Raw genomic sequence first — 21,676 nt, 5'->3', positions numbered from 1 at the left:
AGCGCATCAGCACCAGAGATGTTGGATATTGGTATGAACCGGATGTGAATATGAAATAAAAAAGCGGCTCAGAAGAGCCGCCTATTCAGTATTGAGGATAAACAGTGGTAATTAACGTGCCGAATGGCCTTTATAGCCATAAATCCCCAGTTGTTCGCCATCAAGGTAGGCTTTGCCATCACGCATCTCGACGCGCTCTTCAACAAACCATTGAGCGACTAACGGGTAGATCCGGTGTTCTTGCTCCTGGATCTTACGGGTCAGCGATTCAATGGTATCGTCGTCATCAATCGGGACTCGTGCCTGTAGAATGACCGGGCCACCATCCAGCTGTTCTGTAACGAAGTGAACACTGGTGCCATGCTCTTCATCCCCGGCGAGAATTGCTCTCTGATAGGTATTCAGACCGGGATATTTCGGCAGTAGTGAAGGATGAATATTAATCATTTTTCCCATGTAATGACGAACAAACTCGGCGCTCAGAATACGCATATAACCAGCCAGAATAATCAGGTCTGGTGCGTATTCGTCAATTTGTTCCATCAATGAACGGTCAAATGCATCCCGCGTGTCAAAGGCTTTGGGATCGACAAAGATTGCCGCTGCATTTGCTTTTTTAGCTCTTTCCAGTGCGTAAGCATCTGCTTTGTTTGAAAAAACAGCAGTGACCCTGCCATTAGGCATTTTAGAGTCACAAGCATCAATGATGGCTTGTAAGTTGGTCCCGTTTCCCGAAACTAAAACGACAATACTTTTCATGAACTATTTAATCTCTACTTGCGCTTCGTTAGCCTGTGCTGGTGCAATATGACCGATGATCCAAGCATTTTCTCCCTCAGCTTGAAGCAGTTTGACCGCAGCTTGAGCTTGCGCTTCAGGCAATGCGATAATCAAACCGACGCCACAGTTGAAAGTCCGGTACATTTCGTAAGTATCGACGTTGCCTTTTTCCTGTAGCCATTTGAAAATTGCTGGCCATTCCCAACTGTTGCCATCAATAACAGCCTTGGTACCTTGTGGTAAAACGCGAGGGATATTTTCCCAGAATCCACCACCGGTAATATGTGAGATTGCATGAATATCGTGTTCAGCGATGAGTTTAAGTGCTGACTTGATGTAAATTTTAGTCGGTTCAAGCAAATGCTCACCGACGGCTTTTCCTGCCAGCAATTCTGACTTATCTGCATTCGAGACTTCCAGAATTTTACGGATCAGCGAATACCCATTTGAGTGAGGGCCACTTGAACCAACCGCAATTAAGCTATTACCGGATTCAACTTTAGAACCGTCGATAATCGCTTCTTTTTCGACGACGCCGACACAGAATCCCGCGACATCATAATCTTCGCCTTCGTACATGCCGGGCATTTCAGCGGTCTCACCACCGATCAGTGCACAGCCGGCCTGAAGACAGCCTTCGGCAATACCAGAAACGACGTCTGCTGCGGTATCAACATCTAGTTTCCCGGTTGCATAATAGTCAAGGAAAAATAGGGGCTCAGCACCTTGTACAATCAAATCATTGACACACATGGCGACTAAATCAATCCCAATCGTGTCATGCTTTTTCATATCCAGTGCCAGACGTAATTTAGTGCCGACACCGTCTGTCCCTGATACAAGCACGGGGTGCTTATATTTGGTTGGTAATTCACACAGGGCACCAAAACCACCGAGACCGCCCATAACTTCTGGACGACGTGTTTTCTTTACTGCACCTTTAATTCGCTCTACAAGTGCGTTACCTGCATCAATATCAACGCCTGCATCTTTATAGCTCAGAGATGTGTTTTTGCCACTCACGGGGTCATCCTCGTTCTTTGGTTGGATATGAAAACGGCGCTATTCTACAGGGGAAAAAAGTAAAAGGAAAACGTTTGCGCTGATTTTTTTCTTTGATGGAAGTGTCGGAAAATTCTTGGCGATCATGGCTTCTCAATGCGCTAAATCATAATATTCCCTGAGGTTAAGGATAAAATTAACGATAGAAAGTATGTATAATCGGAAAGTTTATTTGATTGAATGTCGGAGATGCAGATGAAAGTTGTTGAAGTGAAGCACCCGCTTGTCAAACACAAATTGGGTTTGATGAGAGAGATAGATATTAGCACCAAGCGTTTTCGCGAACTAGCCACTGAAGTTGGCAGTCTACTCACTTATGAAGCAACCGCAGACTTTGAAACCGAGAGAGTGACGATTGAAGGGTGGAATGGCCCGGTTGAAGTGGATCAACTCAAAGGTAAAAAAGTGACGGTTGTTCCTATCCTTCGTGCGGGACTGGGGATGATGGATGGCGTACTTGAACATATACCGAGTGCCCGGATTAGTGTCGTGGGTATCTATCGGGATGAAGAAACACTTGAGCCCGTTCCTTATTTTAATAAAATTGCGTCCAACATTGAGGAGCGAATTGCTTTGGTCGTTGATCCGATGCTGGCAACCGGTGGATCGATGATTGCAACGATTGATCTGTTAAAAGCGCAAGGATGTACCCAATTTAAAGTCTTGGTGTTGGTTGCTGCCCCTGAAGGGATTACAGCTTTAGAAAAAGCACACCCGGATGTTGAATTATACACGGCTGCAATTGATGATCATCTGAATCAACAAGGTTACATCGTGCCCGGGCTGGGAGATGCCGGAGACAAAATATTCGGTACTAAGTAATTTTTGTGTATCAGATAAAAAAACAGTCAGTCTCGCGAGGTCTGACTGTTTTTTTATTTTCGGGTTAGTGAGGCCGTTTTTTCTGGTGTCGTTCGCGGTTTTCCAGTTTTTGTACCTGACTTTTACGCAGGAGCACATAAAGAGCGCCACTGCCACCGTGGAATCGTTGTGCACTGTGAACACACTGGACTTCTTCGATCTGGGGGAGCCAGTATGAGACATAGCTTTTCATCAGTGCCGGCGGATTTGAATGTTCACCTTTGCCATGAATAATAAGCACGGTTCGGATATCCATTCGCATACACTGACGCAAAAATTTCACAATCTCATCGCGTGCCTGTTCCAGTGTTTTACGATGCAAATCTAAACGAGCTTGGATCGGATACTTGCCCAGTCTGAGTTTTCGGTAAACACCGTCCTGAACGCCACTCCGTTTAAACTCAATCAGGTCATGCGGTTTGATTTGTGGGGCATGTTCCAGAGACAAGTAATCAGAATCATGCTGTTCTAGCTTCATCGCTGCTTCTTGCCGGGCAAGATGAGCATCGGTAATCTGTAAATCTTTTTTGAGTTCGGCCGTATCGTGTTTCAGAGGTTTGACATCTTCCATCATTTGCTGAAATAACTCGAAATCTTCCTGAGACATGCGTATTCCTCCGAATTGTTGTCAATCACGTACCTTGAGGTCATTGGGTATATATACCGAAGTGACTTTCAGATGCAAGACTCTCGCAACATTCGTTTACCCATTTATTTACCTATCTGTTTATCTATATTTTTGTCAAATATACACAATATTGACATGGGGGATATGTATCGGCTGAATCATGACGGTCAGAGATAGATGATAGGAAAGATTGAGCGAACAGATAGAAATAAAAAACCGGAGTGGAAAAGGGTCCGCTCCGGTGCATAGCTTATAACTGTTTTTACAGGAGCTAAGCGATCTAGTGAGGAGATTTGTCATTCATGACTTTGTTGATAAGAAACTGCACCCTGTGACCAAACGTTGATGTTTAGTTTCAAGCGAGGTTTCTTCAAAGTTGCGAAGACGTACTAAACATAAATTGAGTCAATGGATAAAGAGATGATCTGGATCAAGTGTATTGATGAAGTTGCTTATTTGTTGAAATTCATGTGTCCATTGTCACATTTATAATCAGAGATGGATGTCTTTTGAGCACTTGATTATTTTTTTTGAAAAATTAGCGAAAATGAGTTGCGTCTATAACAAGAATCCGTATTATAGCCCTCCGTTGCGGCGCTGCTCACAGTCGTCCGACAACATCTCGGTGAATAGCGCAGTTTGGTAGCGCATCTGGTTTGGGACCAGAGGGTCGGGGGTTCGAATCCCTCTTCACCGACCATATTTAAGAAGCCTCAGCATATGCTGAGGCTTTTTTCGTTCAGTGACATTGACTGGTCTGACTCGTCTCTGGCTGAATAACATTCTGTCGGGTCACGGTGAATCCTTGCTGAGTCAGCAATTGAATTAAGTTTTCCTGACCGATTAAGTGTAAGGCACCCACGACGATGAGGTACTTCGAGGGATGTTCAGAAAAAATGGGCGGGGACATCAGTTGCTTTAACCAGCGATGATTTCTTTGAATTTCAAGCTGTTCCGACATTTCCTGAGACATGTCATGATTGTCTATCAGCTGTTTCAACTGTTCTGGATCGCCCTGATGCCAGCTTGTGACCAAACACTCGGTCTCATGCGGATTTTTTCCCCAGTCTTTCAGTGTTTCCGTGAGTAGCTCTTTACCATTCTGCTTCATACCTGCTAACAGATCGATTTGAGACTGAAGTGATTCGAAGCCAATGATCGGAATGGATGCTGATGCTGCTTGTTGAATCATGTATTGATCAACCCCGAGATCGGCGCGAAACCCGAGTCGATTCATTGCCTGCATTTGTAAACCGATAGCCGTTTGCCACGGAGGCAATGTTTTCAGACGCTGAGCATTGAGATTTAACTGTTCAGCGATGCTGTCTAATTTTTCAAGCTCCGAAGCGGAAAGCACTTGCTGTGATGTCCACTTGGCCGGCGGATATTGTAATTGATTGGCCTGACGGATATCGGCTTCGACGATTAATCCGTCACTGTCACGAAGAAAGTCCATCACCGGTTGAGGTAAAGGGTACATATCCGGGTGCCCGACATGAATCGATCCCAATAACATCAGTTGCATCTGATTTTTACTGGCCAGCCAGTACAATGGCTCAGCATGGGTATAGAAGCTGAGAAGGATCGCACCGACTGAAAGCAGGCGGGTAAGTTGCATAAGTTGATTTCCTATCTTCTGGCATTCATTTGAACGCTAGCATAGATGGTGTCGTGACCAATAAGCAACTGTTCATGGCTCAAAATCATTTCGCTTTTTGTGCTGAATCATGGGGTTGATGCTGACTCTGGAACAGCCGTAACCGGTTGGCGTTCGTGACCACCGTAATCGATGATAAAGCCATGGCGGCACCGGCAATCACCGGGCTAAGCAGAAAGCCAAATTCTGGGTACAATACCCCGGCTGCAACCGGAATGCCGAGGGTATTGTAAATAAAAGCACCGAGCAGGTTTTGCCTGATATTTTTTACCGTTGCTTTTGACAATGAAATGGCATTGAGAATGGACAGCGGTGAACTGTTGAGGAATGTCATCTGAGCACTTTCGATGGCCACATCACTACCGCTCCCCATAGCGATACCGAGATTCGCTTGTGCTAACGCAGGGGCATCATTTATACCGTCACCGACCATTGCGACTTTATGCCCGCTCTGCTGATATTCGGTGATGTGTGCTGCTTTTTGATCCGGGAGAACTTGTGCCACGACCTCCTGAATACCTAACTGATTCGCAATACTTTGGGCAACTGTTTGATGGTCTCCGGTTAACATCACGGTTGTGATCCCCAGCGCATTGAGCGCCTGAATGGCTTCTGCGGCATCGTTTTTAATCGGATCGGTCACGGCAATCACACCTTGAATTTCTTGATCAATTGCAATCAGGATGGGTGTCCATGCTTGAGTCAGAACGTCATCAAGTGAGGTTTGGATTTGATGGAATGAGAATCCCAGAGATGTCATATAGTTTTGGGAACCCATGTGAACTTTTTTGCCCTTGTATACCGCAGTGACGCCTTGTCCGCGCAAGTTCTCAAAGGATGACACCTGAGCCGGAGCGATATGCTTGTCGCGAGCGTATTCACAGATCGCTTTGGCTAGTGGATGTTCCGATTGCTGCTCCAGCGCGTAGGCGATGGATAACAGTTCGTGCTGCTCTTGGCCAAAGCAGACAACTGACTGAACTTTTGGCTTGCCTTCCGTCAGGGTGCCGGTTTTGTCGAAGACAACGGTATCGATATGGCTGGTGGTTTGGAGGACTTCTGCATCGCGGATCAGGATTCCCATCTCAGCCGCTTTGCCGACACCGACCGTCACAGAGAGTGGTGTAGCGAGACCCAAGGCACAGGGGCAGGCAATGATCAGAACAGTTGTCGCAACAACCAGCATATAGCTCACTTTGGGCTCTGGGCCGAACCAGAACCAAACCAATGCAGCCACAATCGCGATGGCAATCACCACGGGGACAAACACAGCAGAGATTTGATCCGCGAGTTTTGCTATGGGTGGTTTACTACTTTGTGCTCTTCTGACCATCTGAATGATACGGGAAAGCATGGTTTCACTGCCGACTCCGGTTGCTTCTATTACTAAACTGCCATCATGATTAATGGTTCCAGCGGAGACCGTATCTCCGGAACGTTTCAGTGTGGGAATCGGTTCCCCTGTAAGCATGGATTCATCCAGATAGGATTCTCCTTCTATGACGAGACCGTCTACAGGGAGTTTATCTCCCGGTTTAATTCTCAGATGCATCCCTTTCTCAATCTGTGAGACGGCGATGGTTTGGTCGCCGTCCTCTGTCATCTGTGTTGCTTGTTGGGGCTGGAGTTGGATCAAAGCCTGTAACGATTGGGTTGTTTTTGCTTTGGCTTTGGCTTCAATGGCATGTCCTAAAGAGATCAGGCCGATAATCATGGCACTGGCTTCGAAATAGACATGACGAGCCTGAATTGGAAACCAGTGCGGGGCGATAACGACCATGATTGAGTAAAACCATGCGACACCGGTGCCTAAAGCGACGAGTGTATCCATCGTGGCCCTTTTGTGGCGCAGGGCCTGCCATGCACTTTGATAAAAGCCTTGCCCGGCAGTACATAGCAGCCCTAAACAGAAGAGACCGACGATCCCCCAGCCTAACTGTTGTTGCTGAGTTTGAATCAGCATACTGCCACCGAAGATGCCCCATGCCATGATTGGAATCCCCAACAACAGCCCCATGAAAGCGTTACGGCGGTGATATTTCAGCGTAGTTGTTAAATGGATTTGTTGTTTTTCTTGCTGCTGTGCGGGGTCATCGATGATTTCAGCGTCGTATCCGGCAGAACGTATTGCCGCAATTAATTGTTGTTGATCGGGCTGGCGGGCGGAAAATGCGGCTGCACTTTGTTCTGATAAATTGACCTGAGCACCGTCAATACCCGAGACAGATAGCAAGGCTTTTTCCACAGAAGTAACGCAACTGGCACAAGTCATCCCTTTGACGAGTAAATGGGTTGTGATGTCAGTATGATGTTGTTGCCCCGATTGAGTTGTTGCAGTCGCGGGGCGTTCGGTTGTTATTTCTGCTGTTTCGGCCTCAGTCGCGGAAGGCGTGGTTTGTTTTTGTGAAGCGGATATTTCTTCTGTCAAAGCCTCATAGCCAAGTGATGCGACTTTATCGACGATGGCTTGCTCCGGTAGAGTTGTCACCAGTGAAAGCGATGTTTTGGTGACGCTCAAATCTTGGATCTGATCGGTTTCACTCAGTAAGTCAGTGAGTTTCTGGACACATTTGCCGCAGTGCAACCCTTGAAGCGTATAGTGTTGTTCTCTTCCCACCTGATAGCCGAGAGATTCGATCTGTTTAATCACATCGGTGCGGGATGCATCGGTATTCAGTTCAATGAGAGCAGGGGAGAGATTGCAGATTTCGACATTCAAATTGCTTTTTAGCTGACGTTCTACTTTGCGGGCACAACCCATACAATGCAAACCTGATAATGGCAGTTTTAAATGGTTCATATTCGCCTCTTTTTTATCCCACTGTTCATCCATCGGCTTTCAAAATAAACCTTGACGCAAGGTTAAGGTCAAGGTTTTTCATGATTTAGAAAACTGAACATGAAAATGATAGGGCAATCGCTACGGACGGGATTGAAAAATCAGGATAAAGGGTCATTGTCGTGATTGATACTCAGGTGCTAGAATACCGGGCAATTTTTGGCTGATACATCTCGATCTAAAATACATATGATCTGAAGTTGATAAGCTCGATCTGAATAAAGGTAAATCTCATGACGGTTAAAACGCGTTTTGCTCCAAGCCCTACAGGGTTTCTTCATGTTGGTGGTGCCCGGACGGCACTTTATTCCTGGCTCTATGCAAAAAATCAGGGTGGGGAATTTGTATTACGAATTGAAGATACCGATTTAGAGCGTTCAACGCAGGAAGCGGTTGATGCCATCTTAGAAGGGATGAGCTGGTTAGGGTTGGATTGGGATGAAGGTCCTTATTATCAGACGAAACGCTTCGCGCGGTATGATGAAGTTGTCGATCAGTTGCTGGCTGCCGGGAAAGCATATAAGTGCTATGCATCCAAAGCATTGTTGGATGAAGTCCGTGCTGAGCAGGAAGCGAACAAGGAGAATCCACGTTACGATGCCAACCATCCGAAGATCAAAGCGGTAAATGATGCGGCAAAAGATGGCGATGCTTATGTGGTTCGTTTCCGTAATCCGAAAGAAGGCAGTGTTGTTTTTGACGATCAAATTCGTGGACGGATCGAAATTCGTAATGATCAACTCGATGATTTGATCATCCGCCGGACAGACGGCTCTCCGACTTATAATTTCTGTGTGGTGGTGGATGACTGGGATATGGGCATCACCCATGTTGTCCGGGGAGAAGATCATATTAACAATACGGCGCGTCAAATTAATATTTATGAAGCTCTGGGAGCGACAGTACCAACATTTGCCCATTGTGCAATGATCCTCGGTGATGACGGTGCCAAACTTTCGAAACGTCATGGTGCAGTTTCAGTCATGCAATATCGTGATGACGGCTACCTGCCGGAAGCGCTGAACAATTATCTGGTACGTCTTGGCTGGTCTCATGGTGATCAGGAAATCTTCTCCCGTGATGAAATGATTGAGCATTTCAGTCTGAACGCAATTAGCAAATCTGCTTCTGCGTTTAATACGGATAAATTATTGTGGTTAAACCATCACTATATCAAGCACTCAGATCCTGAATACGTTGCCGGACATCTGCAATGGCATTTGGATCATCAGGGAATCAATCCGGATAATGGCCCTGCGGTTACGGAAGTGATCCAACTTCTGGCTGACCGGGTGCAGACCTTGGTTGAACTGGCACAGCAGGCGCGTTATTTCTATGAAGATTTTGATGCGTTTGATGATGCCGCTGCGAAAAAACATTTGCGTCCGGTTGCCAAAGAGCCGCTTGTACTGGCTTTGGAAAAAATAACAGCACTGGAAGAGTGGACTACAGAGAACCTTCATCAGGTGATTACTGATGTCTGTGAGACGCTTGGGCTCGGCATGGGTAAAGTCGGTATGCCGTTACGTGTCGCGGTCACTGGCGGAGGACAGTCTCCATCGGTTGATGCAACCATGCAGTTAATTGGTAAAGCGCGTGTCATGCAGCGGATTCAGATGGCTATCGAATTTATTGAACAGCGTGAAGCAAATGCTGGCTAATGCCATATAAGAACTTGACGTAAGTGAGAAGCCGCAGCGTGTGTTGCGGCTTTTTTTTATTCTGAATCTGACTGGTTGCCTTGTTCTGAACCGGTGCCGATGCATCTGTTGTCATGTCGGAGACTTGGTCAAAGGTGACAGTAATTTAACACCCCCTTCCCTTATTTTTTACAGAGATGCAATAGAGTAATACTGATTTTATGTGTTCGGTGCTAAAGCGAATCTGGGCATTTACAGTAAAAAAGGAATAGAAGCATGAATAAAATGATAATGGCAATATCGGCAACATCATTGATGGTCTCTGCAGTGGTTCATGCCGAGGTATATGTCGGTGGTAAAGTGGGTAAGTCTTGGTTGGATGATTCATGCCGCCCGACGGATGTTTGTGATGATGATTCCTCGGCCGTTGGCGCTTTTCTTGGATATCAGGCTTGGGAGCATGTTGCGCTTGAGGCGGGATATGATCACTTAGGCAAATTCTCCGGCGCTGGTATGAACGATGACCATGTTAACGCGATGACGATTGCCCCGAAGTTTGATTTACCGCTTTACAACAATCTGAATCTGTATGCAAAAGTTGGTGGTGCTTATGTTGATTATGGCCCTAAAAATGATTGGTCCTATCTCGCAGCTGCCGGCCTTGAGCTGAATGCAAATGACAATGTAGCCGTGCGGCTGGAGTATCAGACACTCACCGATATCAATAATGATATCGTCCGTGCTGAAGGAAATATGGCAACACTGGGAATTACTTATCGTTTTGGTCGCTCTGCGTCTACGCCTGTTGTTGCAAGCCAGCCTCGGCCTGCTGCTGTTGAACCGGTTGTTGAGGAACCAGCCGTTGTTGAGGAAGCACCTGCACCTGAACCGGCTCCGGCAGAACCGGTGATTAAAACCGTGAAAAAGAGTTTGAGTAGTGAAAGTAGTTTTGCATTAAATAGTGCCAAACTGAGCAAACAGGGCATTGCTGATCTGCAGGATGTCGTTGAATTGATGTCTCGTCATTCTCAAGCCACTGCAGTGGTAACCGGATATACAGATTCAACCGGTTCAAATGAATATAACCAATCACTTTCGTTGAAAAGAGCGCAGGCTGTTGCTGATCAGCTTGTCTCTCAGGGGATTGATGCGGATCGCATCTCCGTCCGTGGTTTGGGAGAATCTCATCCTGTAGCATCCAATGATACCAAAGAAGGTCGGGCGAAAAACCGCCGGGTTGAAGTTGAAGTTCCGACATTTACTTATCAGGTTGTCATTAAAGAATAAGTAAATTGTTACGATCGAAGGTAACTCCCTTTGTTTCACGCTGTAATATGAGCGCTTAAAGCACGCATATTACAGCGTTCTTATTTGGGCTGGGCAATAAGACGTATTGGCAATACAGAGAGGATGAAAGGCAGAGGACGTATGCTGACTACTTCAGATCGATGCTATTTAACCGACCCATAAAAATTAGAATATCGAGATAATCTTTGTGCGCATCGAGAAGTGCCTTTTTGGTTTTCGTGTATGCGGCCAGCTTACCATGCTTATTGATTGAACAGACGACGCTCTTGAAGTGGCATTTCCCTTGAGCATCATAAGTTCGCCAGGCTGCAATGTAGCAAGCATCCCGATAACTGGGGTTGTCTTTTGTGGGGCGGGGCTTATAGATAATTTTAGGTTCAAGGCTATGGGGTAACCGAGTCATCAGGTAAGGATCTTTGAGGAGCATTCGCCAGTGTTTTCCCCACATTTGGCGGCCAAGTTCATTACGAAGCAAGATCGCTTTTTTGAGCCCTTTCTTTTCACCAATACGAATGAAACCAACAGAGCGGTGTAAAACGTTATCATCTGGCGTATGTATATGGATCTTGTAAGCTGTTTTCGCTTTAGAAATAAAGCGATGGCCAGTATTGGTTTCAAGATTACTCTTCTTCATCCGTTTGTTATCTATATTTTTATTATTAACAATAGTAGATCAAATCACCATTAAGGTGAAGTGGTTCCGTTCACTTCAGTCATGAGTAAAAAGACAGAGAATACCGCTCATGGCTGTTATGATCAGCGTGCCTCAATCCTGAATTCATTCTTTTATCCAGATCAGAATTCGATTCAGACTAAGCTAAGTCATACAATTCAGCGCTTCTGCGCATTTTGAGCTAGTTTGAGATAACACACAACAATAGTGACAATATTCGAGAAATCCATTCAATTTTTATTGCAAGAAAAGTAACACCGATACATCTTTTTATTCGACATCATTGTCTGTCGGGGAATTTGGCTGAAACGACGATAGCCAGGATTTGAGCAAGGCAGAGAGTTGTGCTTGTTCCGTTTGGTTTAAGGCGCTGATTAATCGCTCCTGAGTCTGGACATGTTCTGCCAGTGCCTGATTGATGAGTTGGTAGCCTTGTTCGGTCAATTGTACAGTGATACTCCGACGATCAACGTGGCTATGAATCCGGGTAATGAGGTTTTTTTGTTCCAGCTTATCGAGCCGGTTTGTCATCGCACCTGAGGTCAGCATCGCCGTGCTGATTAATGCTGATGGAGTCAACTGATAAGGGGCGCCAGAGCGGAGTAGTGTCGCCAGCACGTCAAACTCTCCCATTTTGAGATCATATCGTTTATGAACACTGGCTATTTCCTGCTCTAAATGTTTGGTCAGATGCAGTATCCGGCCAAAGACACTCATTGGCAGTGTATTTAATTCAGGTTTTTCGGTCGCCCATTGACTGACGATTCTATCGATAATATCCATATCATATACATCATACTGAAGAGAGAATTATAATATCTTAACATCAAGATTCTTTACAAAGACAAATTACTTTTTTATGATCAGGAAAATCTCAACGTAAAGATACTTTATATGAATATAATCTTAGCGATGGTTGCAACCTTTTTGTGGGGCACAACTTATGCGGTCACTCAGGCAACATTACCGGGATGGCCCCCATTACTACTCGGAGCATTACGAGCTTTACCGGCAGGTATAATCTTGTTTGCGATTAAGCCTACTTTTCCTGATAAAGGGACGTGGAGGATGGTGCTGACGACCGGTTTGGTCAATATTGCTATATTTTTCTGCTGTATATTTGTTATGGCACTGACTTTACCTTCGGCCATATCCAGTGTCGGGATGATGTCGGTGCCTGTTTTTGCCATGCTGATCCAATGGATAGTGATGAAACAGCGTCCTTCTGTCATTCAAATCATTTCTGGGTTGGCTCTGTTTGGATTTGCTGCGTTACTATTTGACCCCAGCCGTATGCATCTGAGTTTACTCGGATTGTCCGCAATGTTAATTGGCATCTTATGCCTGATTTGCGGAAGCACACTAACGCAGATGTTGAGTCAGAAATTGGCATGGTGGTGTGTACTGACTTGGCAACTGATCCTTGGCGGTCTTGCATTGTTATTGATTGCATTGGTTCATTTGAGCTATGACCCGACAGCTTATATCAATGCATGGCAGCACCTGTCAGGAAAGAATCTGTTAGGACTGTTTTGGCTGTGTATTCTGAATACCGCAGTAGCATACTCCCTCTGTGTCTGGACTCTGAAACAGCTTTCTGTCGTTGAGTTTACTTTTGCCGGGGTTGCCAATCCTGTCGCAGGGATTCTGTGTGGTTTGATGTTAGTGGGCGAATCTTATACACCCATACAATATGGTCTCATGATCGGTATGATTGTGATGTCTTTATTACCCCAGTTCGTTAAAAGCTATCTGAAGTATCGCCGTACATCGAAGCATCCTCTTCAGCCACTTTCTGAAAAGTAAATATGATGGGGCATACAACAGAAAAAGCGGTGAGAGACACCGCTTTTTTAGTCGCTGGAACTGTTTGAGATCAGTTAATTTTAATGTGCTGAGGTGTTTCGTCTGGCTTCATTTCTATTTTCGGCACGACGACAACCAGTACACCATCTTGATACTCTGCATAAATGTCTTTCGCGTTGATATTGTCACCTAAAGTAAAGCTACGTACCATTTTTCCTTGATAGCGCTCTCTATGAATGACTTTATCCCCTTCGGTTTTCTGTTCATCTTTTAAGGTCGATGCTTCGATAGTCAAAGTGCCATGTTGACAGCTTACCGAAATATTATCTTTTTCGACTCCGGGTAAATCCGCGATAATTTCAAATGCAGTTTCTTTATCCAGTACGTCAACCCGTGGAGAAAAAGATTCGATGTTGAAACTTGGCCGAATCGACGGGAAAGCATGATCAAACAAATGATAGAAATCAGACCATGAGTCACGTGGAATTAAGCTCATCATAATCCTCCTGTTTGCCATCCTTAAACTCTCTATAAGTGTAGATCTCGTTCTGAAAATTAAATGAAAATATGTATGAAAATTGATTTAAATCAGTTTGTGAGTGGTATTTTTGCAGCAGCTATCAATGGGTTTTGCTTATTTTTGTAACATGATGTTTCACCAAAAATGTGATTTTTTTATCATAATGATGTGATTTTTGTTTATAAATTTTACAAATTGATTTCCATCAAAACAGTGTGGTTATTATGTGCTACTGTGCGCGCCAGTAGAGTCTTTTAGCCCAATGACAAGGAAAAAAATAATGAAAAAAACACTTTGTGGATTAGCCATCATGACCGCCTTCGTTTCTGCTGGTGCGCTTGCCCATCAAGAAGGGGATTTTATTGTGCGTGCAGGGATTGCATCGGTAATCCCAAATGATAGCAGTGATAAAATTTTAGGCAGTCAGGAAGAGTTGGAAGTCAATTCGAATACGCAGCTGGGTTTAACGCTAGGCTACATGATTACGGATAATATCAGTTTTGAAGTGCTGGCTGCGACACCGTTCTCTCATGATATCTCCACACCACTGTCTAATTTAGGTGATATTGGTGAAACAAAACATCTACCACCAACATTCATGCTTGAATACTACTTTGGTCAGTCTGATTCAAAGATCCGTCCTTATGTCGGTGCCGGTATCAATTACACCACCTTCTTTGATGAAAAAATCAATGGTGCTGGCGCGGCTGCTGGTTTGAGTGATCTGAGTTTGGATGATTCTTGGGGATTGGCGGTGAATGCCGGTGTTGACTATATGATTAACGACAATTGGTTTGTCAATGCTTCAGTTTGGTATGCTGATATTGATTCGACAGCGACCTATAAGTATAAAGGCGCAGCTCAATCTACTGAAGTGCATATTGACCCAGTCATTGTCATGATTTCTGGCGGTTATAAGTTTTAGACATTTCAACGTTATATCTGTAACCAAGGCAGCTTATCAAGCTGCCTTTTTTACTGCTCGGTTAAATGAGGCAGGAAATCGATTTGTTCTTGAAATGACATCTGGTTTTATTTAAATTAGAATGTTCTAATTTAATGGATGAGGCAATAATATGTGGGATGACCGATATCAGGTCGATACATATATCTATGGTAAAGAGCCAAATGATTTCCTGCGCGAAAGCGTGCAACATCAATACCTGCCGTTAGGACCTGTTTTATGTCTGGCTGATGGTGAAGGGCGGAATTCCGTCTATCTGGCCAAATGTGGTTATGACGTAACGGCTGTCGACTTATCTGCCGTGGCGATTGAAAAGGCCCGGCGGTTTGCTGCCGAGAATCATGTTGCGGTGAATTTTATTCAGGCTGATCTGGATGAATTTGATTTAGGGATGGCTCAGTGGCAAGCGATTGTGGCGGTCTTTTGCCATCTTCCGCCGGTTGTGCGGCAAAAATTACACCAGTCGCTTCCGAGCAGCCTCAAAACAAATGGGATTTATCTGGTTGAAGGGTATACGCCGGAACAGCTGAAATATAGAACGGGAGGCCCTCCAGAAGTTGAGATGATGTTATCCCGGCAGGTTTTGATGCAAGAACTTCCGACGTTGTCCCCTTGGTATATTGAAGAAAAAGAGCGGGAGATCTATGAAGGGGTAATGCACCGCGGTAGAAGTCATGTTGTTCAGGCGATCATGAAGCATACACCATAGGAACGGGCCGATATGGCGTCCCCTGCGAGATTTGAACTCACGTCTAAGACTTAGGAGGTCCTTGTTCTATCCAACTGAACTAAGGGGACATCGGTGCTTGCTGGACAGCCTGAAAACTATCCAGCAATATTTCCATATAGTACTGATTTAACTGAGATAAGTTAAGCCCTGATTTTATTTGATGAGCTGTTTGTGCATTACATCGCCAATTTGGATGCTATCTGCTAATTCGGCCTGATCAACTGACAGCTCCGCTTCTGTGTCATAGACGCGTTCGACGGTTAGCGTGATATCGCTTTGAGTGACTTTATTACGTGCTAATCCTCTTTGATCAATAAATGAACCGGTATGCCATAGTTGCAGTTTATCTCCTTTCCGTACCCCGTGAATTCTGCCTAAATTCATCATGACAATCCGCTCTGATCTGGAGATGACTTCCGGCAGGGTGATTTTGCACGACAACTCTGATTCTAGATCCAACATCACATGGCGGCTGAGACGAAGTAGCATTTCACCATAGGTTGAAGCCCAGAAACGAGCACTTTTCGTATCGACCTGACTGGTTCTCGGAAACGGCCAACGGGCGATTTCACGATAATTTCGATTGATAATCGAGTTACCGGTTTCGCCATCAAAGACATTCAAGTCCATAGCAAATTGACGATTAACCACTTCATCGCCCGATGAGTCCGCAGCGATTGTTGCTGTGAGATCGGTAATATTGCCGGTAATAATGTATTGGGCATTATGATCTTCAGCGATCATTTTGAGTCGAGCCGGATAATTTTTATCAATCTCATAATCGGTTGTGCCGACCGAGATAAAACTATGAGATTCCTTATCCAACTGTTTACTTAATACTTGGGCAAAATCATCGCCAATCTGGTAGATTTGTCCCATAACCGCCTGTTGTGGTGAATTAAGCGTGATATTACTCACTAAGACGGTTTTCTTATATTGTTCCACCTGACAACCTGATGCGGATGGATAAATATCGATCCGGACTTTGACATAGGCCACATTGTTTTTGACCGTTTGGTCTTCGACCAAGATGTAACGGACTTCATGATTGGTGAACTGAAATTCAGTACGCTGAGCATCCAGTAATGGGTAGAGGTTACTGATGCTACCAATATCTGCTCCGGAAAAACTGATGGCTTTATATACGGCATCTTCAAGGGCATACAATCTTGCCTGAGATTCCGATGAAACAACCGCTGCACTGCCGGTGACTTCATACCATGACGCCATTGCCGGCACTGTACCGAAGATGAACAAAAAAAGTGATAAGAGGATGTTTCCTACATTTTTCATATTTACCTACCAATCAGGTATAAAATTTGCTTGTTATTCTGATAACGGTGATAAGAGCAGTTATCGGCAATGCTTTTCTTGATGATGAATAGCAAAGAGAAAAGCAAAGAGTGTTCCACTTTTGCGTCAAAAACTGGACGCTTGAATGACCGAGCTATCTGGAGAGCGGAAAATGAAAAAATGGCTATCGTTAGTGCCAGCGTTATTTTTAACAGCGTGTGCCTATGCCCCGATATATAATGGTAAAGAGCCCTATAAAGGCTCCCAGTTTATGTTATTAGAAAGTCCTCGTCACACTTTAGATTTTTTTGTTGAGAGTATGACTGAAGATTTAATGAAGTCGAATACCAGTGTCACGGCAAGAACACCGATTGCAGTGACTTCATTCGTCGATTTGCAAAATATGGATACGACGAACTGGTTAGGGAATTCAGTGACTGAAGGATTTATTCATCAGTTGCAACAACGAGGATTCCAAGTTGTTGATTTTAAAACCACGGGTTCTATTCAGGTCACTCATCAAGGGGATTTTGCATTTAGTCGGGACTGGAAAGATCTGGCCCAACAGCAGGAAATTCAATATGTGTTGACCGGAACCATGTTGCGTCAGGAAGGTGGTGTGCTGGTTAATGCCCGAGTGGTTGGGATGCAATCTCGTGTGGTGGTTGCGACTGCGCAAGGGTTCTTGCCTGCGGATCGAATTGGCCGGGATTTGGATACATTGAATGCGGTCCGGACGGAAGACGGTGTGTTGATTCGTTCTGATCCAACGATGACTCAGCCTTACACTGTTATTCTGCGTCCTTAGGAGTTGCTGATGAAAGTTTGGTTAATGAGCGCGGTGTTCGTATTATTGGTTGGATGTCAGCCGTTGCAAACGATGAATAAACAAGAGTGGCTGACGGCTGTCGGCTATGCTTCGATTAGTGAACAAAAAGGTCGCAATGTAGAAGAGAAGCAAGTTCGAGCGATGCGGGCGTCTAAAATCGATGCTTATCGTGAGCTGGCCGAGCAGGTTTATGGTATGCGGGTAAGTGGGCGAGCGGAGCTTATGGATCAACGACTTGGAACGGAAGCGACATCCGGTGCTGTTGACGGGGTCATTCGGGGAGCTGAAGTTGTAAGAAGTTATAAAGTCGGGGACAGCTACGTAACAGAGCTGCGTTTGAACGTCGAGAAGATGGAAAAACTAAGGGATTATGGTGAAGTGCAACAGGTTCCCGAAAAGCGGCAGCAGACCTTATTTTAAGTCGTGACTGATATTTTATTGCCATTAGCGGCAAGCATTTTCTCTCCAGAATATAAAAAAAGCGGCAATATTTGCCGCTTTTTTTATATTTAATTCGTGAGAACATGGGGAAAACAGATGAATGAGGAGCAGTGATTAAGCCTTGATATTTGTGCCCAAAGTAGAGATGGAACGCGTTTGCCCTTCAGCGGTATAAGTCATGCCCATTTTGCCCTGACTCTGTTGCATCAGATTATTCAGTTTATGGAAACTCATTTGAGCCCGATTGAGCGCTTCGCCATTAATATTATTTGCCTGTTGGCAATCCCAAATAACAGACTTAATTTGTTCGACCAGACTTTTGCAGGTCTCATCCTCTTGCAGGCTCGTTACATGAGGGTGGGATTCAATTCGTCGGTCAGTGTCGTTGAGCTGATTAATCAAAGTAATTTTCTGTTTGGCAATGGCTTCAATTTGCGATGAATTCCGCTGCGTAATGACCACTTTCTCCTGTTCTAAAAGTTCAGAGAGAGACTGAGCATTTTTCAACTGAAACTCAAGTAGGTCTTGTAGTGCTGCCATGACTTAATTACCTGATTTCCTGGCGTAGATGTCTGTTCTGTCGAGCGATAACAATCGATCAGTTATTGCAGACCATCCAGCTCTTTTTCGAATTTAATCATGTTGTCTGCGAGTTTGTCAGCATCAACACGATAAGAACCATTCGCGATTGCTTCTTTAATGGCCTCGACTTTTGCGCTATCAAAAGCGGGGCTTGATGCAAGTTTGCTATGAATTTCACCCATTGCTTTACTTTGTGAACTCAGAGATACAGCATCTTTCTTATCTGAAGGGTGATTTACTTTCTCTGAGCTTGATGTATTGTGCTCTGTACGGGTCGAATTCCGACTCGTATTTGTCAGAGACTGGCCAGAACGCACATTATCAATGCTTGCCATAATTGAGCCTTTTTATCAAAAGTTAAACATCTGTACCGTCAATATCGACAGACCTATTCCTTACTTTAGCATTTTCTTTGCCAAAAATGATGTTTTTTTATGCGCTATGACTAGAAATGTTAAAACCGGACGGTCACTTCACCAATGCCAGACACCTGTGCATCAATGATTCGGTTGGATTTATCATTTTTAACCCGAATTTGTTCCCCTAAGTCGCCGTCTGACAGCGCCGTCCCTTGCGTAATAATAGACAGCCCATTTTTAAGCGCTTTTATTGTTACGGTTTCATTGCGGCAGACGATACAGATATCTCGGTCATTAATGATATTGTTTGGTGGAATGTTTCTTTTAACTTTAGCACCGATCACTTGATCAATTGACGAAAATCCTTGCTGTCGGAAGCGAAGCAGATCTACCATACCCAAAGTAACATCTTGTTGAGTAATGATTTGTCCTCGATTTAGCGGGGCGGCAGCGAGTACGGCAGGAACGGTAATATCCAACTGAACGGGCACATAAATCCGCCAATTATCTGTCGGACATTCGACAAGAACAGTGATATGGCTTGCAGAACCATTTCTTGATGAGGAAAAAGCCTTTAATCCAGTTGGACAATCGGATGCTTGTATCCGATTATCAAGAGGTGCCGCTGTGGCAACAATTTTCCCGCCTGTTGGATGCTCAATAACAGTGGTCGCGTACTGCTCTGCAGTTTCTCTAATATGATCAAGTTGTTTTTGAGTTGCTGCCTGAGTCGAAATATTAAAGAAAACAGATAAAATGACGATAATGCTATAAAAAAGTTTAAAGAAAGCTCTACACTTAGTAAAAGGCAGAGGGGATAAGCACAGTTTCTTAGACATGATTCTGGTTCCCTTAATTTATTCATCGCTTGTTGTAGACTATCACTTTTTTACAGAAAAAGTTTGAGAGATGGAGATGGGGTTATGACGGGTATTCTTGATTCTGTGAATCAGCGTACGCAACTCGTTGGGCAGAACCGCTTAGAATTGTTGACATTTCGGTTGAATGGGCGCCAGCGTTACGGCATTAATGTATTTAAAGTAAAAGAGGTATTGCAGTGTCCTAAGCTGACAGCAATGCCGAATCTGCATCGTTTAGTGAAAGGGGTTGCTCACATTCGTGGACAAACCGTTTCTGTGATTGACTTAAGTTTAGCGATTGGTGGCCGGCCAACGACTGAGGTCGAGAAAAGTTTTGTGGTTATCGCTGAGTTTAACCGGACCATTCAAGCGTTTCTCGTCGCTTCGGTTGAACGGATTGTTAACATGCGTTGGGAAGAGATTTTACCACCGCCTGAAGGGGCCGGGAAAGCTAACTATCTGACCGCCGTCACCAATATAGAGAACGAACTGGTTGAAATTATTGACGTTGAGAAAATCTTAGCCGAAATCGCTCCGATTGATGAAACGATGAATTCAAGCATTGCCGAAGAAATTGCTCAAGCTGAGCAAAGTACAGAGCATGAGATTGTTCGGCGTATCCTGATTGCTGATGACTCAACCGTCGCCCGTAAACAAGTACAGCGTGCAGTCGAATCAATTGGATTTGAAGTTATAGCCGTCAAAGATGGTAAGGAAGCTTATGAAAAATTAGTTGAGCTTTCTGATACCGACAATATATTTAATCATATTTCATTGGTTATTTCTGATATTGAAATGCCGGAGATGGATGGATATACGCTGACTGCTGAAATTCGTCGTAATCCGAAACTGAAAGATCTTTATGTTATTCTCCATTCATCATTAAGTGGTGTATTTAATCAGGCTATGGTAGAAAGAGTGGGCGCGAATACATTCATCGCGAAGTTTAATCCTGATGAACTTGGTAATGCGGTAAAAGCTGCATTGGTTGACACTGAGCTAAAGAGAAGTGAATGACTGCAATAACGATCAGCGAACAAGAATATAAAGATTTTTGCCGCTTTTTAGAGTCTCAATGCGGGATTGTACTTGGGGATAGTAAGCAATATCTGGTTCGGAGCCGTCTTAGTCCGTTAGTTACCAAATATAAGATGGACTCCCTATCGACATTACTGAAAGAAGTAGTGAGAGGTGTCAGTCGAGACCTCAGAATTGCTGCTGTCGATGCCATGACAACGAATGAAACCTTATGGTTTCGTGATAGTTACCCTTTTACAGTCCTGTCAGAACGTTTGCTACCTGAATTGGCAGCCAATCGTCGGCCGATTAAAATTTGGTCTGCGGCGAGTTCTTCCGGTCAGGAACCTTATTCGATTGCGATGACGATTCTAGAAACACAGCAGAAAAAACCGGGATTGTTAACGAATTGTTCGATTACTGCGACTGATATCTCCTCAACGATGTTAGATATTTGTCGTATCGGTAGTTACGATAGTCTCGCACTGGGACGTGGTTTATCGCCTGAACGCCGCCGTAATTTCTTTGAAGATGCCGGAGATGGCAGAATGAAGATCAAAGATAATGTAAAACGTTTGGTGAGTTTTAAGCCTCAGAATTTAATGGAAAGTTATGCGATGTTGGGTAAGTTTGACATTATTTTCTGTCGGAATGTTTTAATTTATTTCTCAGCAGATATGAAGTCGAAAGTTCTCAATCAAATGGCGAATTGCTTAAATCCGAATGGATATTTGCTGTTGGGGGCTTCAGAATCGTTGACCGGACTGACGGACCGTTTTGAGATGGTACGTTGTAATCCCGGTATTATCTATAAGCTTAAATGAACA

General features: G+C 44.4%; 22 protein-coding genes and 2 tRNA genes. 11 read left to right on the top strand and 13 right to left on the bottom strand.

The features are described from left to right. Window positions 1-111 precede the first annotated feature (111 nt). Window positions 112-759: a phosphoribosylglycinamide formyltransferase gene (purN, locus tag OCV37_RS11120; protein WP_038183534.1), complete on the bottom strand. Its 648-nt coding sequence runs from the start codon at window positions 757-759 to the stop codon at window positions 112-114. A 3-nt stretch (window positions 760-762) separates the two neighbouring features. After that, on the bottom strand, window positions 763-1,803 hold the full coding sequence (gene purM, locus OCV37_RS11115) for a phosphoribosylformylglycinamidine cyclo-ligase (RefSeq protein ID WP_038183537.1): 1,041 nt from the start codon (window positions 1,801-1,803) through the stop codon (window positions 763-765). A 234-nt stretch (window positions 1,804-2,037) separates the two neighbouring features. Here purM and upp point away from each other — a divergent pair, with 234 nt between their 5' ends. Then, on the top strand, window positions 2,038-2,664 hold the full coding sequence (gene upp, locus OCV37_RS11110) for a uracil phosphoribosyltransferase (RefSeq protein ID WP_038183936.1): 627 nt from the start codon (window positions 2,038-2,040) through the stop codon (window positions 2,662-2,664). A gap of 64 nt (window positions 2,665-2,728) precedes the next feature. On the opposite strand, the gene smrA is transcribed toward upp, so the two are convergent. Further along, a complete protein-coding gene (smrA, locus tag OCV37_RS11105; protein WP_038183539.1) occupies window positions 2,729-3,310 on the bottom strand; it encodes a DNA endonuclease SmrA in 582 nt (193 codons plus the stop codon). Between the two features lie 644 nt (window positions 3,311-3,954). On the opposite strand from smrA, the gene OCV37_RS11100 reads away from it, so the two are divergent. Continuing rightward, window positions 3,955-4,031: transfer RNA gene (locus tag OCV37_RS11100), tRNA-Pro, on the top strand. A gap of 39 nt (window positions 4,032-4,070) precedes the next feature. Here OCV37_RS11100 and OCV37_RS11095 read toward each other — a convergent pair. Further along, complete coding sequence (locus tag OCV37_RS11095; protein ID WP_051680707.1) at window positions 4,071-4,949, bottom strand: TraB/GumN family protein; 879 nt, start codon at window positions 4,947-4,949, stop codon at window positions 4,071-4,073. An 85-nt stretch (window positions 4,950-5,034) separates the two neighbouring features. Next, entirely contained in the window at window positions 5,035-7,788 is a 2,754-nt protein-coding gene (locus OCV37_RS11090; protein WP_051680726.1) for a heavy metal translocating P-type ATPase, read from the bottom strand. A gap of 272 nt (window positions 7,789-8,060) precedes the next feature. On the opposite strand from OCV37_RS11090, the gene gltX reads away from it, so the two are divergent. Further along, entirely contained in the window at window positions 8,061-9,488 is a 1,428-nt protein-coding gene (gltX, locus tag OCV37_RS11085) for a glutamate--tRNA ligase (protein ID WP_038183542.1), read from the top strand. 255 nt (window positions 9,489-9,743) lie between these two features. Next, the gene (locus OCV37_RS11080; RefSeq protein WP_038183545.1) at window positions 9,744-10,754 is read left to right on the top strand and encodes an OmpA family protein; all 1,011 of its coding nucleotides are present in this window, start codon (window positions 9,744-9,746) and stop codon (window positions 10,752-10,754) included. 148 nt (window positions 10,755-10,902) lie between these two features. Here the strand turns inward: OCV37_RS11080 and OCV37_RS11075 are convergent, their stop codons facing one another. Then, on the bottom strand, window positions 10,903-11,409 hold the full coding sequence (locus OCV37_RS11075; RefSeq protein WP_038183548.1) for a hypothetical protein: 507 nt from the start codon (window positions 11,407-11,409) through the stop codon (window positions 10,903-10,905). Between the two features lie 309 nt (window positions 11,410-11,718). Continuing rightward, window positions 11,719-12,231 (bottom strand): MarR family winged helix-turn-helix transcriptional regulator, encoded by a 513-nt coding sequence (locus OCV37_RS11070; RefSeq protein WP_038183552.1) that lies wholly within the window; start codon window positions 12,229-12,231, stop codon window positions 11,719-11,721. A 111-nt stretch (window positions 12,232-12,342) separates the two neighbouring features. On the opposite strand from OCV37_RS11070, the gene OCV37_RS11065 reads away from it, so the two are divergent. Continuing rightward, window positions 12,343-13,254 carry a DMT family transporter gene (locus tag OCV37_RS11065; protein WP_038183555.1) on the top strand — a complete coding sequence of 304 codons (912 nt, stop codon included), beginning with the start codon at window positions 12,343-12,345 and terminating at the stop codon, window positions 13,252-13,254. A gap of 70 nt (window positions 13,255-13,324) precedes the next feature. On the opposite strand, the gene OCV37_RS11060 is transcribed toward OCV37_RS11065, so the two are convergent. Further along, window positions 13,325-13,753 (bottom strand): Hsp20/alpha crystallin family protein, encoded by a 429-nt coding sequence (locus tag OCV37_RS11060; protein ID WP_261888088.1) that lies wholly within the window; start codon window positions 13,751-13,753, stop codon window positions 13,325-13,327. A 301-nt stretch (window positions 13,754-14,054) separates the two neighbouring features. Here OCV37_RS11060 and ompW point away from each other — a divergent pair, with 301 nt between their 5' ends. Beyond that, on the top strand, window positions 14,055-14,699 hold the full coding sequence (ompW, locus tag OCV37_RS11055; protein WP_038183561.1) for an outer membrane protein OmpW: 645 nt from the start codon (window positions 14,055-14,057) through the stop codon (window positions 14,697-14,699). A 151-nt stretch (window positions 14,700-14,850) separates the two neighbouring features. Then, a complete protein-coding gene (locus OCV37_RS11050) occupies window positions 14,851-15,447 on the top strand; it encodes a class I SAM-dependent methyltransferase (RefSeq protein ID WP_038183563.1) in 597 nt (198 codons plus the stop codon). A 13-nt stretch (window positions 15,448-15,460) separates the two neighbouring features. On the opposite strand, the gene OCV37_RS11045 is transcribed toward OCV37_RS11050, so the two are convergent. Beyond that, window positions 15,461-15,536 (bottom strand) — tRNA-Arg (locus OCV37_RS11045). A gap of 85 nt (window positions 15,537-15,621) precedes the next feature. Beyond that, window positions 15,622-16,761, bottom strand: a complete 1,140-nt coding sequence (locus OCV37_RS11040) for a flagellar assembly protein FlgT (protein ID WP_038183566.1) — start codon at window positions 16,759-16,761, stop codon at window positions 15,622-15,624. Between the two features lie 172 nt (window positions 16,762-16,933). On the opposite strand from OCV37_RS11040, the gene OCV37_RS11035 reads away from it, so the two are divergent. Next, complete coding sequence (locus tag OCV37_RS11035; protein WP_038183568.1) at window positions 16,934-17,569, top strand: FlgO family outer membrane protein; 636 nt, start codon at window positions 16,934-16,936, stop codon at window positions 17,567-17,569. Window positions 17,570-17,578: 9 nt separating this feature from the next. Next, a complete protein-coding gene (flgP, locus tag OCV37_RS11030; protein ID WP_038183571.1) occupies window positions 17,579-18,010 on the top strand; it encodes a flagellar assembly lipoprotein FlgP in 432 nt (143 codons plus the stop codon). Window positions 18,011-18,145: 135 nt separating this feature from the next. Here the strand turns inward: flgP and OCV37_RS11025 are convergent, their stop codons facing one another. The 3 genes from OCV37_RS11025 to flgA all read right to left on the bottom strand — a co-directional run bounded on the left by OCV37_RS11025 (window position 18,146) and on the right by flgA (window position 19,811). Continuing rightward, window positions 18,146-18,571: a flagella synthesis protein FlgN gene (locus OCV37_RS11025; RefSeq protein ID WP_038183574.1), complete on the bottom strand. Its 426-nt coding sequence runs from the start codon at window positions 18,569-18,571 to the stop codon at window positions 18,146-18,148. A gap of 62 nt (window positions 18,572-18,633) precedes the next feature. After that, complete coding sequence (gene flgM / locus OCV37_RS11020) at window positions 18,634-18,948, bottom strand: flagellar biosynthesis anti-sigma factor FlgM (protein WP_038183577.1); 315 nt, start codon at window positions 18,946-18,948, stop codon at window positions 18,634-18,636. A 119-nt stretch (window positions 18,949-19,067) separates the two neighbouring features. Beyond that, complete coding sequence (gene flgA, locus OCV37_RS11015; protein WP_051680709.1) at window positions 19,068-19,811, bottom strand: flagellar basal body P-ring formation chaperone FlgA; 744 nt, start codon at window positions 19,809-19,811, stop codon at window positions 19,068-19,070. Between the two features lie 84 nt (window positions 19,812-19,895). Between flgA and OCV37_RS11010 the strand changes: the two genes are divergently transcribed. Together OCV37_RS11010 and OCV37_RS11005 are read left to right on the top strand one after the other, a co-directional pair. Then, on the top strand, window positions 19,896-20,849 hold the full coding sequence (locus tag OCV37_RS11010; RefSeq protein WP_038183583.1) for a chemotaxis protein CheV: 954 nt from the start codon (window positions 19,896-19,898) through the stop codon (window positions 20,847-20,849). Beyond that, on the top strand, window positions 20,846-21,673 hold the full coding sequence (locus tag OCV37_RS11005) for a CheR family methyltransferase (RefSeq protein ID WP_038183586.1): 828 nt from the start codon (window positions 20,846-20,848) through the stop codon (window positions 21,671-21,673). The genes OCV37_RS11010 and OCV37_RS11005 overlap by 4 nt, the downstream gene beginning before the upstream one ends. Window positions 21,674-21,676 lie beyond the last annotated feature (3 nt).

It is taken from the genome of Vibrio rhizosphaerae (assembly GCF_024347095.1).
Taxonomy (GTDB): domain Bacteria; phylum Pseudomonadota; class Gammaproteobacteria; order Enterobacterales; family Vibrionaceae; genus Vibrio; species Vibrio rhizosphaerae.
Note: the sequence above shows the minus strand (reverse complement) of the source record. Positions and strands in the feature narration are given on the sequence as shown.